Here is a 16,819-nt window from a genome sequence, read left to right on the forward strand (position 1 = left end):
GTGTATAAGAGACAGCGTTTTCCCTTCTAGGACGAGCCTCGCCGGACGAGGGTCCAGGAGCGGACGATCTCGCGGGCGGGAAGCGGCTCCTCGGCCTGGAGGCGGTCGAAGAGCAGGCCGACGACGTCGGTGTAGTCATGCCGGAGCGGGCCGACGGTGCTGAGCTGGGGCTTGGTGATGAGACCTTCGTCGATGTTGCCGACGCCGACGATCGCGACGTCGCCGGGCACGCTCAGCCCGAGGTCCCTGGCCGCCCAGATCGCGCTGATCGCGGCCCGGTCGGAGGCGGCGAAGATCGCGTCGGGGCGTTCGGGTGAGCTGAGCAGGTCGGTCGCGGTCTGGTACGCCGCCACGCGGTCGTCGGCCCCCGCGGTGACGATCCGCTGGTCCGCGCCGTGCCGCTCCAGGGCGGTGGTGTAGCCGAGCAGGCGTCCCGTGGGCCGGTCGCGGTAGACCTCGTGCCGGTGTCCCATGAACGCGATGCGCCGCCGTCCCCCGGCCAGCAGGTGCTCGACCGCCTCGGCGGACGCCTCCACCTCCGGGGTGCGGACGACGTCGCAGCCTTCGAGCCCGCTGTCGTTGCTCAGCACCACCATCGGCAGCCCGGTGGCGGCCAGCCCGGCGAGCAGGTCGTGGGCGAGGTGGTCGCCGACCACGTTGATCAGCGCGCCGTCGGCGATGCCGCCGCGCAGCACGTCGATGGCGGCCTTGGCGCGGGCCTCGTTGTAGACGGCGAGCGTGACCACGGAGTAGCCCCGCGCGTCGGCCATCTCGTGCAGGTCGGTGGCCAGCCGCTGGTCGGTGGGGACGCCGCCGAGGGTGCTGAGCACGAGGCCGATCCGCTGGGTACGGCGCTTGCGCAGGCTCCTGGCCGCCTGGTTGGGGGTGTAGCCGAGCTGCCTGGCGGCGTCGAGCACCCGTTTCCTGGTCTCGGCGGCCACCGGACGGTCGCGGCCGCTGAGCACGTAGGAGACGGTCGCCACCGACACGTTCGCCAGTTCGGCCACTTGTCGCGCTGTTGGTCTCATGTTAGTCGAAATAACCTAGCATTCCCTACTGGGATATGGGGTAAATGGCCGGCGTTGATCTCGGCCGGCGATCAAGGGTATGGAGGATCTTCACGGCGTCACCCTCGGCGGGTGTTAATCGATTAACACACCATATTTCTCACTTCACGGCGGATCAATAGGTGAGCCGGGCCCCTTTTCGCCCCCTCCGGCAGGCCCGCCCAGAACGCCGGGCGTAGGCTGTTGTGACCCAATGGATTCACGGGGAGGGGTGGCGATCGGCGGCTGGTTCCTTCGCCCTCCACCCCCCGACCTGCTCCGGCTGCCGGCGACGCGACCCCGTGGCCGCGGAACGGCGCCCGAGCGGGCACATCAGACGCGGCAGCACCCCGAGATGTTCGCGGAAAGGGGACCGCGATGACGCGGTTGACTGTCAACGGCACACCCATGGAGGCCGTCTCCGACCCCGGCACGCCGCTGCTCGACGTGCTGCGCGGCGAGATGGGCCTGACCGGCACCCGCTTCGGGTGCGGGCTGGAGGCGTGCGGGGCCTGTTTCGTGCTGCTCGACGGGCAGCCGGTGGCCTCCTGCACCACCCCGCTGTCGGTCGCCGAAGGGCGTGACGTGGTGACGATCGAGGGGCTCGCTCCGGGGGACGAGCTCCATCCGGTGCAGCAGGCGATCCTGGACGAGCAGGCCGGGCAGTGCGGCTTCTGCCTGTCGGGGATCATGGTCAGCGCCGCCGCCCTGCTGGCCCGCGATCCGCACCCCGACGAGGAGGCCGTGGTGGCCGCGCTCGACCGCAACCTGTGCCGGTGCGGCGTCCACCGCCGCGTGGTCCGCGCCGTGCTGAAGGCGGCCGGAGAGGTGGCCCGATGAACGAGCAGCTGACGGAGCGCGTCTCGATCGGTCCCGACGGCGTGATCTGCGTGATCGCCGGCAAGGTGGAGCTCGGCCAGGGGGTGCTCACGGCACTGGCCCAGATCGCCGCCGACGCGCTCGGCGCGGACCTGGCGCAGGTGCGGATGGTGGCCGCCCGTACCGACGGCGGGCCCGACGAGGGGCTCACGGCGGGCAGCCTGTCGATCCAGCGCGCGGGCCCGCCGCTGCGCGAGGCGTGCGCGCGCGTGCGCGCCGCCTGCGCCGCCGAGGCCGCCCGCCGCTGGGGCGTCTCCCCCGGCGAGGTGACGGTACGGCGGGGCGAGTTCCGCTCGGGCGACCTGACGGCGACGTACGCCGACCTGGCCAAGGCCGTCGACGTCCCTGTCGAGGAGACGCCCGCCGCGACCGGGACCGCGCAGAGCGTGTACGTCGGCACCAGCGTGCCCCGACTGGACCTGCCCGACAAGGTGGCCGGGCGGCCCCGGTTCATCCACGACCTGCACCTGCCCGGCCAGCTCTACGGCCGGGTCCTGCGCCCGCCCTCCCCCGGCGCGCGGCTGGCCCGGCTGTCGCCGCCGCCGGAGGACCTGCGCGTCGTACGCGACGGCTCCTTCCTGGGCGTGCTGGGCGAGTCCGAGGCGGCGGCCGACCGGGCGCTCGGGCGGCTGCGCCGGCTGGCCGAATGGGACGAGCACGACACCCTGCCCGACGAGCGCGAGCTGCGCACGTTCCTGCGGGCGGGCCCGCACGAAACGATCCCGGTGTGTGTCGCGGACGGCGAGCCGCCCGGCGGAGAGGTGATCGAGGCGACCTACAGCAGGCCGTTCCTGGCTCACGCCTCGATCGCGCCGAGCTGCGCCGCCGCCCGCTGGAACGCCGACGGCACGCTGGAGGTCTGGACCCACTCCCAGGGCGTCTTCCTGCTGCGCCGCGCGCTGGCCGAGGTGCTCGGCCTGGACGTTGAGCACGTCGCGGTGCGCCACGTCGAGGGCGCCGGCTGCTACGGCCACAACGGCGCCGACGACGTGGCGCTCGACGCCGCCCTGCTGGCCCGCGAGTCCGGCGGCCGGCCGGTGCACGTGCGGTGGAGCCGGGAGGACGAGCTGACCTGGGCGCCGTTCGGCTCGGCCATGTCGGCGGACGTGTCGGCGGTGGTGGACGAGGCCGGGTCGGTGCGCTCCTGGCGGTACGACGTGTGGAGCCAGGGCCACATCAGCCGCCCGACCTACGGCGGCCGGCCCGGCCTGCTCGCCGGCGCCCACCTGGAGCGGCCGTGGACGTACGGGGCGGCCGGCGACCCGCCCCCGCAGGCTGGATGGGGGTCGGCGCGCAACGCGGAGCCGATCTACGACTTCCCGCGCGCCCAGGTCACCGGCCACCGCCTGACCGAGACGCCGATCCGGTCGTCGGCGCTGCGCTCGCTCGGGGCGTTCATGAACGTCTTCGCCATCGAGTCGTTCATGGACGAGCTGGCCCTGGCCGCCGGGCGCGACCCGCTGGAGTACCGGCTGGACCACCTGAGCGACCCGCGCGCCCGTGAGGTGCTGCGGCGGGCCGCCGACGCGGCCGGCTGGGGGCGGCCGGGGCTCGGCATCGGTTTCGCCCGCTACAAGGGGTACGGCGCCTACTGCGCCGCCGTCGCGGAGATCGAGGCCGACTACGACGTGCGCGTGCGCCGGCTGACCCTCGCCGTGGACGTCGGCCAGGTCGTCAACCCCGACGGGGTGCGCAACCAGATCGAGGGCGGCGCCGTGCAGGCGACGAGCTGGACGCTGAAGGAACGCGTGCGCTTCGACCGGCGCGCGATCACCAGCCGCGACTGGGAGAGCTACCCGATCCTGCGCTTCAGCGAGACGCCGGAGGTCGTGGTGGAGCTGGTCGAGCACCCGGACACGCCGTCGGTGGGCTCGGGCGAGGCGGCCCAGGGCCCGGTGGCCGCCGCGATCGCCAACGCCGTCGCCGCCTCGATCGAGGTCCGCGTCCGCGACCTGCCCATCACCAGGGACGCCATCATCGGCGCCATCGGCTGACGACCGCGTGGCGTTCTGATCCTTCGATCACTCTCCGTTACCTTGCGGGGGAGATGGGGGATCTGTTGTGAATGGTTCGGCATGGGGATCGGGCGGGCGTGTCTCCCGCAGGTCGGTCATCGGGATGTTCGCCGCGCTGGGGGCCCCGCCGGTGCTGGGAGGCACGGCGGGCGCCGCGGCGCGGCCGCGCTGGACGGTGCTGCGGGCGCGGCCCGCGCGCGTCGACCTGGGCCGGCGCACCGTCGCCACCTGGGCCTACGACGACGTCGTGCCCGGCCCGCTCATCCGTGCCACGGCCGGCGGCACCGTGCGCGCGCGGCTGGTCAACGAGCTGCCCGCGCCGACGACCGTGCACTGGCACGGCATCAGGATCGCGTTCCCGATGGACGGCGCTCCGGGCGTCAGCCAGGAGGCCACCCGGCCCGGGGAGACGTTCGACTACGAGTTCACCGTGCCGGACGCGGGGACGTACTTCTACCACTCGCACGTCGGCATGCAGAACGACCGCGGCCTGTACGGCGCGCTGATCGTGGACGACCCGCACGAGCCGCTCCGCTACGACGAGGAGTACACCGTCGTGCTGGACGACTGGCTCGACGGCGTCAACGGCACCCCCGACGACGAGCTGCGCAGGCTGAACTCCTCCTCCGAGCACGACGACAGCATCCGCAGCGCCGCGCTGGGCGGCGTGGCCGGCGAGACGCTCTATCCGTACTACCTGGTCAACGGGCGCAGGCCGAGCGCGCCGGTGACGTTCTCGGCCCGGCCGGGCGCGCGGGCCAGGTTCAGGGTGATCAACGCGGCCGCCGACACCGCGTTCCGCTTCGCGATCGGCGGCCACCGGCTGACGGTCACCCACACCGACGGGTTCCCGTGCGCGCCCGTCACCGTGGACACCGTCATGATCGGCATGGGCGAGCGCTACGACTTCCTCGTGACGCTGGAGGACGGGGCGTTCCCGCTGGTGGCGGCGGCGGAGGGCAAGCGCGCGCGGGCGTTCGCCGTGGTACGCACGTCGCCGCGGCCCGCCGCGCCCAAGCCGGGCGCCCGGGTGCCGCAGCTCAACGGACGGATGCTGACATATGGGGATCTGAACGCCCGCCGCGAGGACCAGCTCCCCACCGCGACGAAGAGCGTCCGGGTGAAGCTCGGGATGCGGCCGTCCGGGAGCGAGTGGACACTCAACGGCCGCCTCGCGAACGACCCGCTGCGGCTGCGCGTGGACGAGGGCGAGACGATCAGGATCGTCATGGAGAACGAGTCGCCCATGTGGCACCCGATGCACCTGCACGGCCACACCTTCCAGGTGCGCGGCCGGACGGGCCGGCGGGGGCCGCGCAAGGACACCGTCAACATCATGCCGCGCGAACGGCTGCGCATCGACGTGCACGCCGACAACCCCGGCGAGTGGATGTTCCACTGCCACAACCTGTACCACCAGGAGCAGGGCATGATGGGCGTCCTCGGTTACGGCCCCCAGCGCCGCGACCTCCGCATGCCCCACGGCACGAACGGCGGCACGAGCGGCGGCACGCACTCCGGCGGCCACGGACGTCCCGACCGGCGCACCCAGGACGACCGGCCCGGCGGGCGCGAGCAGGGCAACGGGCAGGGCAACGGGCAGGGCAACGGGCAGGGCAACGGGCAGGGCAGCCGGCAGGGCAAGGGGCGCAGGGACGACCGGAGGTACCGCCTCGGCGGCCACTGAGCCGCGGGACGTTCATGGGTTGACGGGCGCGGGTGCGTCGCTTACGTTTCCGGCGATCGACGAAACTTGTCGTCACACTGCCGAAATATTTCGGAGGCGCCCGTGTTACGTGGAGTTCTCGCCCTCACCCTCCTCGGCCTGCCGGTCGTGCAGCAACCCGCCGGCCCGGCCGCCATCACCGTGAACGAGCGCGTCAGGCACCAGGAGATCGACGGTTTCGGCATCTCCCAGGCCTTCCGCCGCAACGAGCTGCTCGAGGCGCTGCCGCGCGAGAAGCAGCGCGAGGTCCTCGATCTCTGGTTCGACCGCGACAAGGGGGCGGGGCTCAGCATCCTGCGCCTCGGCATCGGCTCCTCCCCCGCCGGCAGCCCGTACGACCACATGGTCTCGATCCAGCCCGAGGACCCGGGCGGGCCGGACGCGCCGCCGAAGTACGTCTGGGACGGCGACGACAACAGCCAGGTCTGGGTGGCCAAGGAGGCCCAGCGGTACGGCGTGAAGCGGTTCTTCGCCGACGCCTGGAGCGCCCCCGGTTACATGAAGGACAACGGCGACGACAAGAACGGCGGCACGCTCAAGCCCGAGTGGCGGCAGGCGTACGCCGACTACCTGGTGGCCTACACGAGGTTCTACGCCAGGGAAGGCATCAAGATCACTGACCTGGGGTTCACGAACGAGCCCGACTACACGGCCTCGTACGCCTCGATGCGCTTCACCCCCGAGCAGGCCGCCGAGTTCGTCAAGGTGCTCGGGCCGGTCGCCAAGGGCATGAAGGTGACCTGCTGCGACTCCTTCGGCTGGAACGAGGCCAAGGCGTACACGGCGGCGATCGAGGCCGACCCGGAGGCGCGCCGCTGGGTGAAGGTGCACACCGGCCACACGTACGCGAGCCCCGTGGACGGCCCGCTGCCGACGGACAGGAGGACCTGGATGTCGGAGTGGAACCCGCCCGGCACCACCTGGAACGAGGCCTGGGACGACGGCAGCGGCTACGACGGCTTCACGATCGCGCAGGCGGTGCACGACGCGCTCACGCTGGGCGACGTCAGCGCCTACGTCTACTGGCTGGGCGGCTCGGCCGGCGCGACGCGAGCGCTGCTGCAGCTCGACGACCAGGCGCGGACGTACCGCGTGTCGAAGCGGCTCTGGGCGCTGGCCGGCTACAGCCGCTTCATCCGGCCCGGCGCGGTACGGCTGGAGGCGCGGGCGGCCGACCCGGCGCTGAAGGTCTCGGCGTTCCGCAACCCGGACGGCTCCCGCGTGGTCGTGGCGCTCAACACCGGCACCGCGCCGATCACCTGGCAGGGCGTGCACGGCCGGGCCACCGCGTACGTCACCGACGAGGCCGGCTCGATGACGCCGTCCCCCGTGAAGGGACGCACGGCGACGCTGCCCCCGCGCGCGCTCACCACGATCGTCGTCAGATGAGGGCACCGGGCCGGGACCCGGACGGGCCCGGCCCGGCGCCGTCAGCCCCACACCTCGCGGGCGGTCTCGGCGATCAGCGACAGTTTGGCGAACTGCTGGTCCTCGGTGAGCTGGTTGCCCTCGACCGTGGAGGAGAAGCCGCACTGCGGTGACAGGCAGATCTGGTCGAGGTCGACGTACTTGGCCGCCTCGTCGATGCGCCGCTTCAGCGTGTCCTTCGACTCCAGCTCGCCGCGCTTGGTCGTGACCAGGCCGAGCACCACCATCTTGCCCTTCGGCACGAACCGCAGCGGCTCGAAGCCGCCCGAGCGCTCGTCGTCGTACTCCAGGAAGAAGCCGTCCACCTTGAGCTCGTTGAACAGGGCCTCGGCGACGAAGTCGTAGCCGCCGGAGGCGGCCCAGGAGGAGCGGAAGTTGCCGCGGCACATGTGCGTGGTGATCGTCATGCCGTCCGGCTTGGCGGCGAGGGCGGCGTTGATCTGCTTGATGTAGCGCAGGTGCATGTGCTCGGCGTCGTCGCCGCGCCCGGCCAGTTCCGCCCGCTGCGCCGGGTCGTTGAGGTAGGCCAGGCTGGTGTCGTCGAACTGCAGGTACGTGCAGCCCAGCGCGCCGATCCCGCGTACCTGCTCGGCGTAGGCGGCGCTCAGGTCGTGCCAGAACTCCTCGACGTCGGGGTAGACGTCCGGGTCGATGGAGGCCGGGCCGCCCCGGTAGTGGACCATGCTCGGGGACGGGATGGTCAGCTTGGGCACGGCCGTGGTGACCGTGTCGCGCAGGAACGCGAAGTCGTCGGCGAAGATCGGCTCGTCCAGGGTGATCCGGTCGTGCACCCGCAGCGCGGCCGGGGTGAACTCGATGTCGCCCTGCTCGTTGTGGAAGCGCACGGTGATGCGCTCGTCGGCGGCCTGGCCGATGCCGCCGAGCCGGTAGATGAAGTCCATGTGCCAGGACGCCCGGCGGAACTCACCGTCGGTCGCGCTCTGCAGGCCCACCTCCTCCTGCCGGCGCACCACCTCTCTGATCGCCGCGTCCTCGGCCTCGCGCAGGGCGTCGCCGGTGAGGGTCTCACGGGCGCGCAGCAGCGTGGACGGGCGGAGGAGGCTGCCGACGTGATCGGCGCGGAAGGGCGGTGACGTACGCATGGACGATCATCCTCCGTAGAGCTTTCTGAGCGGGGCCTTGAGCAGCTTGCCCGCCGCGTTCTTGGGCAGTTCCGGGACGAATTCAAGGTATTTGGGGATCTTGTAGCGGGCCAGGCGGCCGTCCAGGTGCTTGAGCATCTCGTCCGCACCGGCCGCGGCCCCCGGCCTGAGCACCACCAGGGCCTTGCCGACCTCGCCCCACCGGTCGTCGGGCACGCCGATCACCGCGCACTCGGCGACCCCGGGGTGCTCGTAGAGTGCGCTCTCGACCTCGGCGGGGTAGACGTTCTCACCGCCGGAGATGATCACGTCGGTGATCCGGTCGGAGATGCGCACGTAGCCGTCCGCGTCGGCGACGCCGACGTCGCCGGAGCGGAACCAGCCGTCCTCCGACAGCACCTTCGCGGTCTCCTCCGGGCGTCGCCAGTAGCCGGGCATGACGTTGGGGCCCTGGACGTACACCTCCCCGGGCTCTCCGGGGGCGGCGGGAGAGCCGTCGGGGGCGACCAGCCGGACGTCGGAGAAGAAGCACGGCACCCCGGCCGTGCCGGCCTTGGCGACCGAGTGCTCGGCCGCGAGGAACAGTGCGCCGGGGGACGTCTCCGTCATGCCGTACCCCTGCAGGAACGTCAGCCCGCGCTCCTGGTACGTGCGGATCAGCGGCTCCGGCACCGGCGCGCCCCCGCACAGCAGGTGGCGCAGGCTCGACAGGTCGGCCCCGGCCCAGCGCGGCGACTGCGCCAGGAACGCGAACATCGACGGCACCCCGAACATCACCGTCACGCGCTCGGCCTCGATGAGGTCGAAGGTGCGCGCCACGCCGAACGACGGCTCCAGGATCACCCGCCCGCCCTTGAGCACGGTCGGGATCAGCGTCTGGGCCAGCGCCGCGATGTGGAACATCGGCGCGCTGATCAGCGTCACCTCGTCGTGCGCCAGCGGCACGTCCACCAGCAGGTTGACGGTGTTCCAGGTCAGGTTGCCGTGGGTGAGCATGGCGCCCTTGGGGCGGCCGGTCGTGCCGGAGGTGTACATGATCAGGCAGACGTCGTCCTGAGCGACGGGCTCGTCGATCGGCTCGGTCGAGCCCGCGGCGATCAGCTCCTCGTAGCCGGCGGCCGTCACGTGCCGGCCGGGCAGGCCGTCGCCGTCGCGCTCCTCGCCCAGCACGAGCAGCGCCGCCTCGGCGTCGTGGAGGATGAAGCGCAGCTCGGGCACGGCCAGCCGGGTGTTGAGCGGCACGAACACCGCCCCCAGCAGCCCCGCCGCGAAGAACGTCTCGACCAGCGCGGGCTGGTTCGCACCCAGGAACGCGACCCGGTCGCCGCGCCCGACGCCGTGCCCGACGCTGAGCCGGGAGGCCAGCCGGTACACCCGGTCGCGGAACTCACGGTAGGTGTGGTGCCGCCCGGCGTAGGTGATGGCGATCCGGTCCGGAGTCATGCGCGCCCTGCGTGCCGGCCACGAGCCAATCCCCTGATTCCGCATCGGCGCTCCTTGACGGTCAGGTCCTCAAGCTAGATCGCGTTCACTCTTTCGTCCAGGTTTCATCGGGTACGGCGTCGAGGATCCGCGCCACCACCTCGGCGGCCTCCGGGCGGAACCGCTCGTGCAGCGTGTTGCAGACCCGCTGGACCTTCCCCGCAGCCCGCGCCGCGCCACGACCGGGCTGGAAGCCGCCTGAGGCCCGGGACGACGCTGGGCGCGAGACCGTGACGGGTCCCGCGCCCAGCGCATCACCGTGGCGTCAGCCTTGTGAACCTCCGCGCTGGAGGGACTTCGGAACGAGGTACTCCTCGACGCCGTAGACGCCGCGCTCACGCCCGTACCCGGAGTGTTTGACGCCGCCGAACGGCGCGTCCCACGCCGTCGGGGCGTCGCTCTGGATCACGCCGCCGACACGGAGCCGTCGGGCGACGCTCTCGAACCGCGCATCGTCATCGGTCCACACGCGGGCGATGAGGCCGAACCGCGTGCCTTCGGCGAGCTCGATCGCGTGCGCTTCGTCGTCGGCGGGCTGAATCGCGAGCACGGGCCCGAACACCTCCTCCTGCACGATCGGCGCGCCGGGGTCGTCGGCGACGACCACCGTAGGCGGGGCGTACCAGCCGCGTGCGAGGTGGGAGATGTCCTTCGACGCGAGCATGCGCACACCGGGGGTGTCGCCGGCCACGCGGATGTGCTCGAGCACCGTGTTCCGTTGTCCCTGGTTCGCCAGAGGTCCGACGGTGCTGGCCGGATCGAAGGGGTCGCCCACGACGACCTGCGCCATCACGTTACGGGCTTCGTCCTCGGCCTCTTCGAGGAGGTGGCGCGCAACGATCAGCCGGGACAGCGCCGCACACGTCTGACCGGCGTTGGCGAAGCAGCTTCCGATCGTATGCCGCACCGCCGCACGCACCTTGTCGTCGTCGACGACGATCGCGGCGCTCTTTCCGCCCAGTTCGAGCGAGGTGCGCGTCCCCCACCGGGCAGCCGACAAGGCGACCTGGCGCCCGGCTTCGACGGAGCCCGTGAAGGAGACGAAGTCGGCGCGTGCGTGGCCTGCGATGGCGCTGCCCACGCTTCCGCCGCTTCCGCAGACGACGTTCAGTACGCCACCGGGGAGCCCGGCCTCAGCGAACGCCTCCGCCAGCAGGAACGTCGTGAGCGGGGCGACGCTCGCCGGCTTGACGACGATGCTGCAGCCGGCGGCGATCGCCGGCGCCACCTTCAGTGCCGCCTGCATCAGCGGATAGTTCCACGGCGTGATCGCACCGACGACGCCCGCGGGCTCGCGGACGACGTCCGAGTTGCCGATCCTCTCGCGCTTCGTGATCGCTTCGACAGCCGAGGCCGCCGTGAGACGGATGGCCGCCAGGCCCAGGGCGACCTGCGTTCCGTGGACCTGGCTCGCCACGGTGCCGACTTCCGCCTGCATCGTGGTGGCGAGGTCATCCGCCATGCCTTCCAGGATGTCCGCGGCCTTCTCGACCACGGCGACGCGATCGGCAGGCGCGACGTCCGCCCACCGCTGCTGCGCGCGTGCGGCGGAGTCGAATGCGCGGTCGACGTCCTCGGCGGTGGCGGAGCGCACCTTGGCGATCTCCTCGCCGGTGGCGGAGTCGTCCACCGACGCGTACGACGTCCCCGACGGAACGACCCGGGCGTTGTCCAGCCACAGCGAATCGTCGACGACGCCCCTGGGTGATGCCATGAATCTCATCCTTCTCAGATCGTGGGTCAGCGGGGCCGCGACGCTCGCGGCCCCACTACGGCTCTTCGCGTCGCCGCTCAGCCGATGGACGGTTCCGCCAGGAGCTTCCACGGGGAGGGAACCTCGCCGAAGGGAACCTCGAGGAGCACCGGTGCGTCCGTCCCGCGGGCGTTGCGGATGGCCTTCTCCAGCGCTTCCGGAGTGGTGACCCGCTCGCCCGCGACGCCGAACTCCCTGGCCAGGGCCACGAAGTCGGGGTTCTTGAGGTCGACCCCGATGTTGCGGCCGAACGTCTCGCTCTGGATGCGCTGGACGTTGCCGAACGCGTCGTTGCTGAACACCACGGTCACGAGCCCGATGCCGTACTTGGCAGCGGTGGACAGCTCCTGCAGCGCCCACCCGAAGCCACCGTCACCGTTGATGGAGACGACCTGCCGGCCCTTGGCTCCGACGGCGGCGCCGAGGCCGGTCGGGAAGCCGTAGCCGAGCGTGCCCTGGTATCCGGGCGTCACGTAGGTTCCCGGCTCGTAGACGGGGAACGCCAGCCGCGCCGCGTAGCCGACCTGCGTGAGCTCTTCGACGAAGATGCCGTCGTCCGGCATGGCCGCGCGGATCGCCCGGAGCCACTCCAGCTGAGGCTCGATCGCGCTCAGGGCGTCACGTTCCCGCTCGCGGTAGCCGTCGAGCACCGGCGCTGCACGCTTGCCGCCGGGCAGGGAGTTCGTGATCGCTTCCATCGCGATCCTGGCGTCGGCGATGACCGCGACCTCGAACTCGCGCGGCGCGCGCACGTCGGCCGGGTCCGCGTTGATCGCGATGAGGCGGTGGCGTCCGGGCCTGACGACCGGCCGCCCGGTCATGGTGATGAAGCGGGTGCCGATGGCGAGCACGACGTCCGCGTTCTCGAGAACTTCCGCGCCGGCCAGCCGCGACAGGACGAGCGGGTGCCGATCGCTGACGGCGCCCTTACCGTTCCGGCTGGTGATGACGGGCGCGCCCAGGCGCTCGGCGAGCGCCTGGAGCGCGGCGCTGGCCGCGGCATCGCGCACGCCGCCACCTGCGACGATCACAGGCCGCTCGGCAGCGGCGAGGAGTTCGACGACACGGCTGACCGAGTCCTCGTCGATCTCACCGGCGCTGTCACCGGAGGGACTCACCGCTCCGGCGGTCGTCTTCCCCTGGAGCACGTCCGGGGGGATCTCGATGCCGACGGGCCGCGGACGTCCGCTCGTGGCCTGCTTGAACGCTTCGCGGACCAGACCGGGGATCTCCTCGGGCGACTTCGCGATCCCGTTCCACTTGGTGAGCGCACGGAGAAGGTCCGTCTGCCCCTGAATCTCGTGGAGCATGCCGAGCCCCCGGCCGATGGTCGGCGACGGGATCTGGCCGGCGATGCAGACCACCGGGCTGTTCGTCGCGAACGCGGTCGACAACGCCGCTCCGGCGTTCAGGAGGCCGGGACCGGGCACGACCATGCAGACGCCGGGCCGGCCCGCCACACGGGCATAGCCGTCCGCCATGTACGCGGCCCCCTGCTCGTGCCGCGCCGAGATGAAGTCGATCGACTCCCGGTTCTGGGCAAGACCGTCCATCGCGTAGTCCAGCTGGATCCCGGGGACGCCGAAGATCGTCTGAACGCCCTCCGCGATCAGCTGTTCGGTGAGGAGTTCTCCACCGGTCTTGGTCATGGGCTTACCTTTCCTCCGCTCCTGTTCGGGTGTGCTGCAGGGCTGCTGTTCCGTATCCGGTGGTCACCGTAGGGCCGCCGCGTGAGTGCCTCGAACGGCTAGATGGCACTGAGGTCCCGCGTCCGGCTCTCTGCTGCGATCAGGATCCCCACGAGGCAGACGGCGAGCACTCCCATCCACGCCCAGCCCAGTACGGCGATTCCGCCACCGGCGGCGACCAGGGAGGTCGCGATGAGCGGCGTGAAGCCCGAGCCGAGCGCCGAAGCGGTCTGGAAGCACAGCGAGGCACCGGTGAAACGGAGGCGCGTGGGGAACAGCTCCGCCAGGAACGCGGCGAGCGGGCCGAGGATGAAGCCCTGGATGAACTGACCGATGATGACGGCGGTGGCGAAGCCTCCCTCGGTTCCCGTCTGGATCAGGTTGAGCATCGGGAAGACGAAGATCAGCGCTGCGACGATTCCGACGATGAGAGGGAGACGCCGCCCCAAGCGGTCGCTCAACCGGGCGCTGATGATGGCCGCGATGAGGAGAGCGACCGAGCCGAGGATCTTCAGGTTCAGGATGGCCGTGCGGTCGGCACCGAGCTCGACGACGTGGTTGACCGCCCAGGAGGTGGCGATACCGTCGATCGTCAGCTGGCTGATCGCGACGATGATGCCGAGCCCGGCCTGCATCGGGTAGCGGCGCAGCACCTCCAGGATCGGCACCTTCCGCTTCTCCGCTTCCTGGTCCAGCGCCTGGAACAGCGGGCTCTCGCTGACCTTCAGACGGATGACCATTCCGACCAGGACGAGCAGGAAGCTGAGCAGGAAGGGAATGCGCCAACCCCACGAGAGGAACTGGTCCTCCGGGAGCATGGAGGTGAGGGAGATGGATCCCGTGGCGAGCATCGCGCCGGCGGGTGCGCCGAGGCTCGCGAACGAGGCCGCGAAACCGCGCTTCCCGCCGGGGGCGTTCTCGAGGGCGATGAGCATCGCGCCGCCCCACTCGCCGCCGACGGCGACACCCTGCACGACCCGGCAAGTGATGAGGAGGATCGGCGCCATGACACCGATGAGCTCGTTGGAGGGAAGGAGCCCGATCGCCATGGTCGAGATGCCCATGAGGAGCATCGTGGTGACGAGCACGCCCTTGCGGCCGAGCTTGTCGCCGAAGTGGCCGAAGATCACGCCTCCGAGCGGTCGTCCGACGTACCCGACGGCGAGCGTGACGAAGGACGAGATGGTCGCCATGGTCGGCGAAAGGTTGCTGAAGAAGACGTGCGGGAAGACGACCGCGGCCGCCATGACGTACAGGACGAAGTCGTAGAATTCGATCACGCTTCCGCTGAAGCTGGACAGCAGAATGCGTCGCATGGGGCCGTGCCACAGTGAGTCGGAGCCGCCCTGCGGCATGACTGTGCTGTTCTCGGTGGTTGTCATGGGGGGACTTTCAGATATGACCGTGACGGGGGGTCAGCAGGGTTCGTTGGAGAGGGCGGGGAGAGCGTTGAGGAGGTGATCGGTGTCCTCGGCGGAGCCGACGGTCACGCGGATGCCGCCGCCGATGGGGCGTACGAGCACGCCGTTGGCCTCGCATGCGCCGGCGACGCTCGTGGTCGATTCGCCCAGCGGAAGGAAGACGAAGTTCGCGGCGGATTCGACGACATTCCATCCGCGGGAGCGGAGGGCCGCGGTGAGGGCTGCGCGCTCCTTCACGATCGATGCGATGCGAAGCTCGGACTCGGCCACCTGTTCCGGCTGAAGCGCGGCCAGCGCACCCGCGACGGCGACGCTGTCGATGCGGAACGGGACTCCCAGCCGCGACACGTAGCTCATCACTTCGCTGTCACCGATCGCGTAGCCGATGCGCAGGCCTGCCAGACCATGCGCCTTGCTGAGCGTTCGGACGACGATCAGGTTCGGGTGCTCCTCCATGAGCTCCAGGCCGTCGACGTCCGTCGCGAACTCGACGTACGCCTCGTCGAGGATGACGGCGATGTCCCCCGGTACGCGCGCCAGGAACTTCTTGAGTTCCGCGTTGGTGTGTGCTGTGCCCGTGGGGTTGTTCGGGTTGCAGATGATGATCACTCGGGTGCGGGGCGTGATGGCGCCGTGCATGGCTTCGAGGTCGTGCGCGTGCGAGACCAGTGGAACGGCTACCGGCACCGCCGAGTTGGCGATGGCGGCGGTCCGGTAGTACGGAAAGCTCGGCTGGGCGAAGATCACTTCGGAGCCGGCTTCGACGAGCACCCCGACGATGTCACGCAGCAGCGCGGTGGATCCGTTCGCGACGGCGATGCGGTCGGACGGCTGACCGGTGTGCGCCGCGATGGCGTCGCGGAGCTCGGTGTACTGCATGTCCGGGTACCGGTGCGCGTCCTCGAGCGCGGCCTTCATCGCGTCCACGATCGCCGCCTGCGGAGGCCATGGGACCTCGTTGGACGCGAGGCGCGCCTGCCTGCGCGTTTCTCCGCCTTGGGGACGCCGGCCGGGAACGTACGGAGGCAAACCCTCGAGCCGGTGGGCGATCCTCAGTGATCCCACGATTCTCCTTCCGTGAGCGTTCGTCGAACGCGTGATGCATAGCCACGCGACCGGTTGGACTACCTTGCGCCCACCAGTGGGATTACGGCAATCACAAATATTGGGCGAAACAGTTCAAGGATTCTAAACATCTATCCCCCGTGGCGTCGCGCAGGGTGGATGACCCCTTCGCGATCAGGGCGAGAGGGGCCTGCCATCGGACCCTCAGAGCATGCCGGTCTTGCTCACGGGCGTGCCGTCACGTGAGGTGAAATGCTTGGCGACCGCTTCGCGGCAGTACGCCCGCAGCGCTTCCATCCGGGCAGTGCGCCGCGCACCGGGCGCCGTGGCGAGCACGACGTGGTTGGCGGGGAGTTCGTCCGCGATCGGGCGGTACACGATCGGCTTCCCGTCGTACGTCAGGTCACCATGGGGACGGCCCATGATGATCGTGTAGCCGAGGCCGCGCGCGACGAGCGAGCGGATCGTCTCGACGTTCGCACTCCGCCAGCGCACTCGAGGTGTGATGCCGGCGTTGCGCAGGATCTCCTCGACGTGGTCGGTGGCCGGGCGCATGGCAAGGAGAACGGCGTACTCGTCACGCAGGGCGCTGAGCGAGACCATGTCCTGGCCGGCCAGCGGATGATTCGGCGAGACGGCGAGCTGCAACCGGACAGGGGCCAGCCGCTGGACTTCGACCTCGGAGACGATGTGGTTCTCGTACAGCAGGGCCGCGTCCAGCCTTCCCTCGACCAGGAGGGTCTGCAGCGCCGCCGACGGTCCTTCCTCCAGTTCGAGATCGATCGCGGGATGATGCGTCGCGAAGTGCTCCGCCATCTGCGGGAACAACCACGGCGACAGAGTCGTGAAGATCCCGACCCGCAGCGGGCCCCTCAGCTCTCCGCGGATGGTTCCGGCCAGGTCCTGGATGTCGTCGACGTACCGGGCGATCAGCCGCGCGGTCTCGTAGACGCTTCGCCCGGCATCGGTGATCTCCACGCCTTTGCCGCGGGTGCGCAGCGTGAGCTGGACGTCGAGGAGCTCCTCGAGTTGCGTGATGGCGAGCGAGACCCCGCCGGCGGACACGTGGAGTCTCCTCGCCGCCTCGGTGACCGACCCGCTCTCGACGACGGCGCAGAAATACTGCAACTGCCTGAGGGAGAGCGCCGACGCTCCATTCAATTCAATCTCCTTAAACTATCAATCATGATAGTTGTCATTGCCTGATTTAGCC

The 16,819-nt window shown here is 70.7% G+C and carries 12 protein-coding genes; 4 read left to right on the forward strand and 8 right to left on the reverse strand.

From position 1 onward, the window contains the following. Positions 1-26 precede the first annotated feature (26 nt). Positions 27-1,007 (reverse strand): LacI family DNA-binding transcriptional regulator, encoded by a 981-nt coding sequence (locus E1286_RS02475; protein ID WP_246074344.1) that lies wholly within the window; start codon positions 1,005-1,007, stop codon positions 27-29. Between the two features lie 417 nt (positions 1,008-1,424). Here E1286_RS02475 and E1286_RS02480 point away from each other — a divergent pair, with 417 nt between their 5' ends. The 4 genes from E1286_RS02480 to E1286_RS02495 all read left to right on the forward strand — a co-directional run bounded on the left by E1286_RS02480 (position 1,425) and on the right by E1286_RS02495 (position 7,055). Further along, entirely contained in the window at positions 1,425-1,886 is a 462-nt protein-coding gene (locus E1286_RS02480; protein WP_132608633.1) for a (2Fe-2S)-binding protein, read from the forward strand. Further along, positions 1,883-3,919, forward strand: coding sequence for a xanthine dehydrogenase family protein molybdopterin-binding subunit (locus E1286_RS02485; protein WP_132608634.1), 2,037 nt, complete (start codon positions 1,883-1,885; stop codon positions 3,917-3,919). Before E1286_RS02480 ends, E1286_RS02485 begins: the two co-directional genes overlap by 4 nt. Positions 3,920-3,986: 67 nt before the next feature. After that, positions 3,987-5,627, forward strand: a complete 1,641-nt coding sequence (locus E1286_RS02490) for a multicopper oxidase family protein (RefSeq protein ID WP_246074346.1) — start codon at positions 3,987-3,989, stop codon at positions 5,625-5,627. 102 nt (positions 5,628-5,729) lie between these two features. Further along, positions 5,730-7,055, forward strand: coding sequence for a glycoside hydrolase family 30 protein (locus E1286_RS02495; protein ID WP_132608635.1), 1,326 nt, complete (start codon positions 5,730-5,732; stop codon positions 7,053-7,055). Between the two features lie 41 nt (positions 7,056-7,096). Here E1286_RS02495 and E1286_RS02500 read toward each other — a convergent pair whose 3' ends face one another. From E1286_RS02500 to E1286_RS02535, 7 genes are all read right to left on the reverse strand, one after another. Continuing rightward, positions 7,097-8,197 carry a 5-methyltetrahydropteroyltriglutamate--homocysteine S-methyltransferase gene (locus E1286_RS02500; protein WP_132608636.1) on the reverse strand — a complete coding sequence of 367 codons (1,101 nt, stop codon included), beginning with the start codon at positions 8,195-8,197 and terminating at the stop codon, positions 7,097-7,099. Between the two features lie 6 nt (positions 8,198-8,203). After that, a complete protein-coding gene (locus E1286_RS02505; protein WP_246074348.1) occupies positions 8,204-9,640 on the reverse strand; it encodes an acyl-CoA synthetase in 1,437 nt (478 codons plus the stop codon). A gap of 304 nt (positions 9,641-9,944) precedes the next feature. Continuing rightward, the gene (locus tag E1286_RS02515; protein ID WP_165969532.1) at positions 9,945-11,393 is read right to left on the reverse strand and encodes an aldehyde dehydrogenase family protein; all 1,449 of its coding nucleotides are present in this window, start codon (positions 11,391-11,393) and stop codon (positions 9,945-9,947) included. A gap of 77 nt (positions 11,394-11,470) precedes the next feature. Then, on the reverse strand, positions 11,471-13,081 hold the full coding sequence (locus E1286_RS02520) for a thiamine pyrophosphate-binding protein (RefSeq protein WP_132608639.1): 1,611 nt from the start codon (positions 13,079-13,081) through the stop codon (positions 11,471-11,473). A 98-nt stretch (positions 13,082-13,179) separates the two neighbouring features. Next, positions 13,180-14,502 (reverse strand): MFS transporter, encoded by a 1,323-nt coding sequence (locus tag E1286_RS02525; protein ID WP_132608640.1) that lies wholly within the window; start codon positions 14,500-14,502, stop codon positions 13,180-13,182. 33 nt (positions 14,503-14,535) lie between these two features. Beyond that, positions 14,536-15,606, reverse strand: coding sequence for a histidinol-phosphate transaminase (gene hisC / locus E1286_RS02530; RefSeq protein ID WP_165969533.1), 1,071 nt, complete (start codon positions 15,604-15,606; stop codon positions 14,536-14,538). Between the two features lie 204 nt (positions 15,607-15,810). Further along, complete coding sequence (locus E1286_RS02535; protein WP_132608642.1) at positions 15,811-16,767, reverse strand: LysR family transcriptional regulator; 957 nt, start codon at positions 16,765-16,767, stop codon at positions 15,811-15,813. Between the last annotated feature and the right edge of the window lie 52 nt (positions 16,768-16,819).

It is taken from the genome of Nonomuraea terrae (genome assembly GCF_004348995.1).
GTDB lineage: Bacteria > Actinomycetota > Actinomycetes > Streptosporangiales > Streptosporangiaceae > Nonomuraea > Nonomuraea terrae.

Coding starts and splice junctions, on each gene's coding strand:
- E1286_RS02480 (WP_132608633.1), top strand. CDS start 1,425: ATGACGCGGTTGACTGTCAACGGCACACCCATGGAGGCCGTCTCCGAC.
- E1286_RS02485 (WP_132608634.1), top strand. CDS start 1,883: ATGAACGAGCAGCTGACGGAGCGCGTCTCGATCGGTCCCGACGGCGTG.
- E1286_RS02500 (WP_132608636.1), bottom strand. CDS start 8,197: ATGCGTACGTCACCGCCCTTCCGCGCCGATCACGTCGGCAGCCTCCTC.
- E1286_RS02505 (WP_246074348.1), bottom strand. CDS start 9,640: ATGACTCCGGACCGGATCGCCATCACCTACGCCGGGCGGCACCACACC.
- E1286_RS02515 (WP_165969532.1), bottom strand. CDS start 11,393: ATGGCATCACCCAGGGGCGTCGTCGACGATTCGCTGTGGCTGGACAAC.
- E1286_RS02520 (WP_132608639.1), bottom strand. CDS start 13,081: ATGACCAAGACCGGTGGAGAACTCCTCACCGAACAGCTGATCGCGGAG.
- E1286_RS02525 (WP_132608640.1), bottom strand. CDS start 14,502: ATGACAACCACCGAGAACAGCACAGTCATGCCGCAGGGCGGCTCCGAC.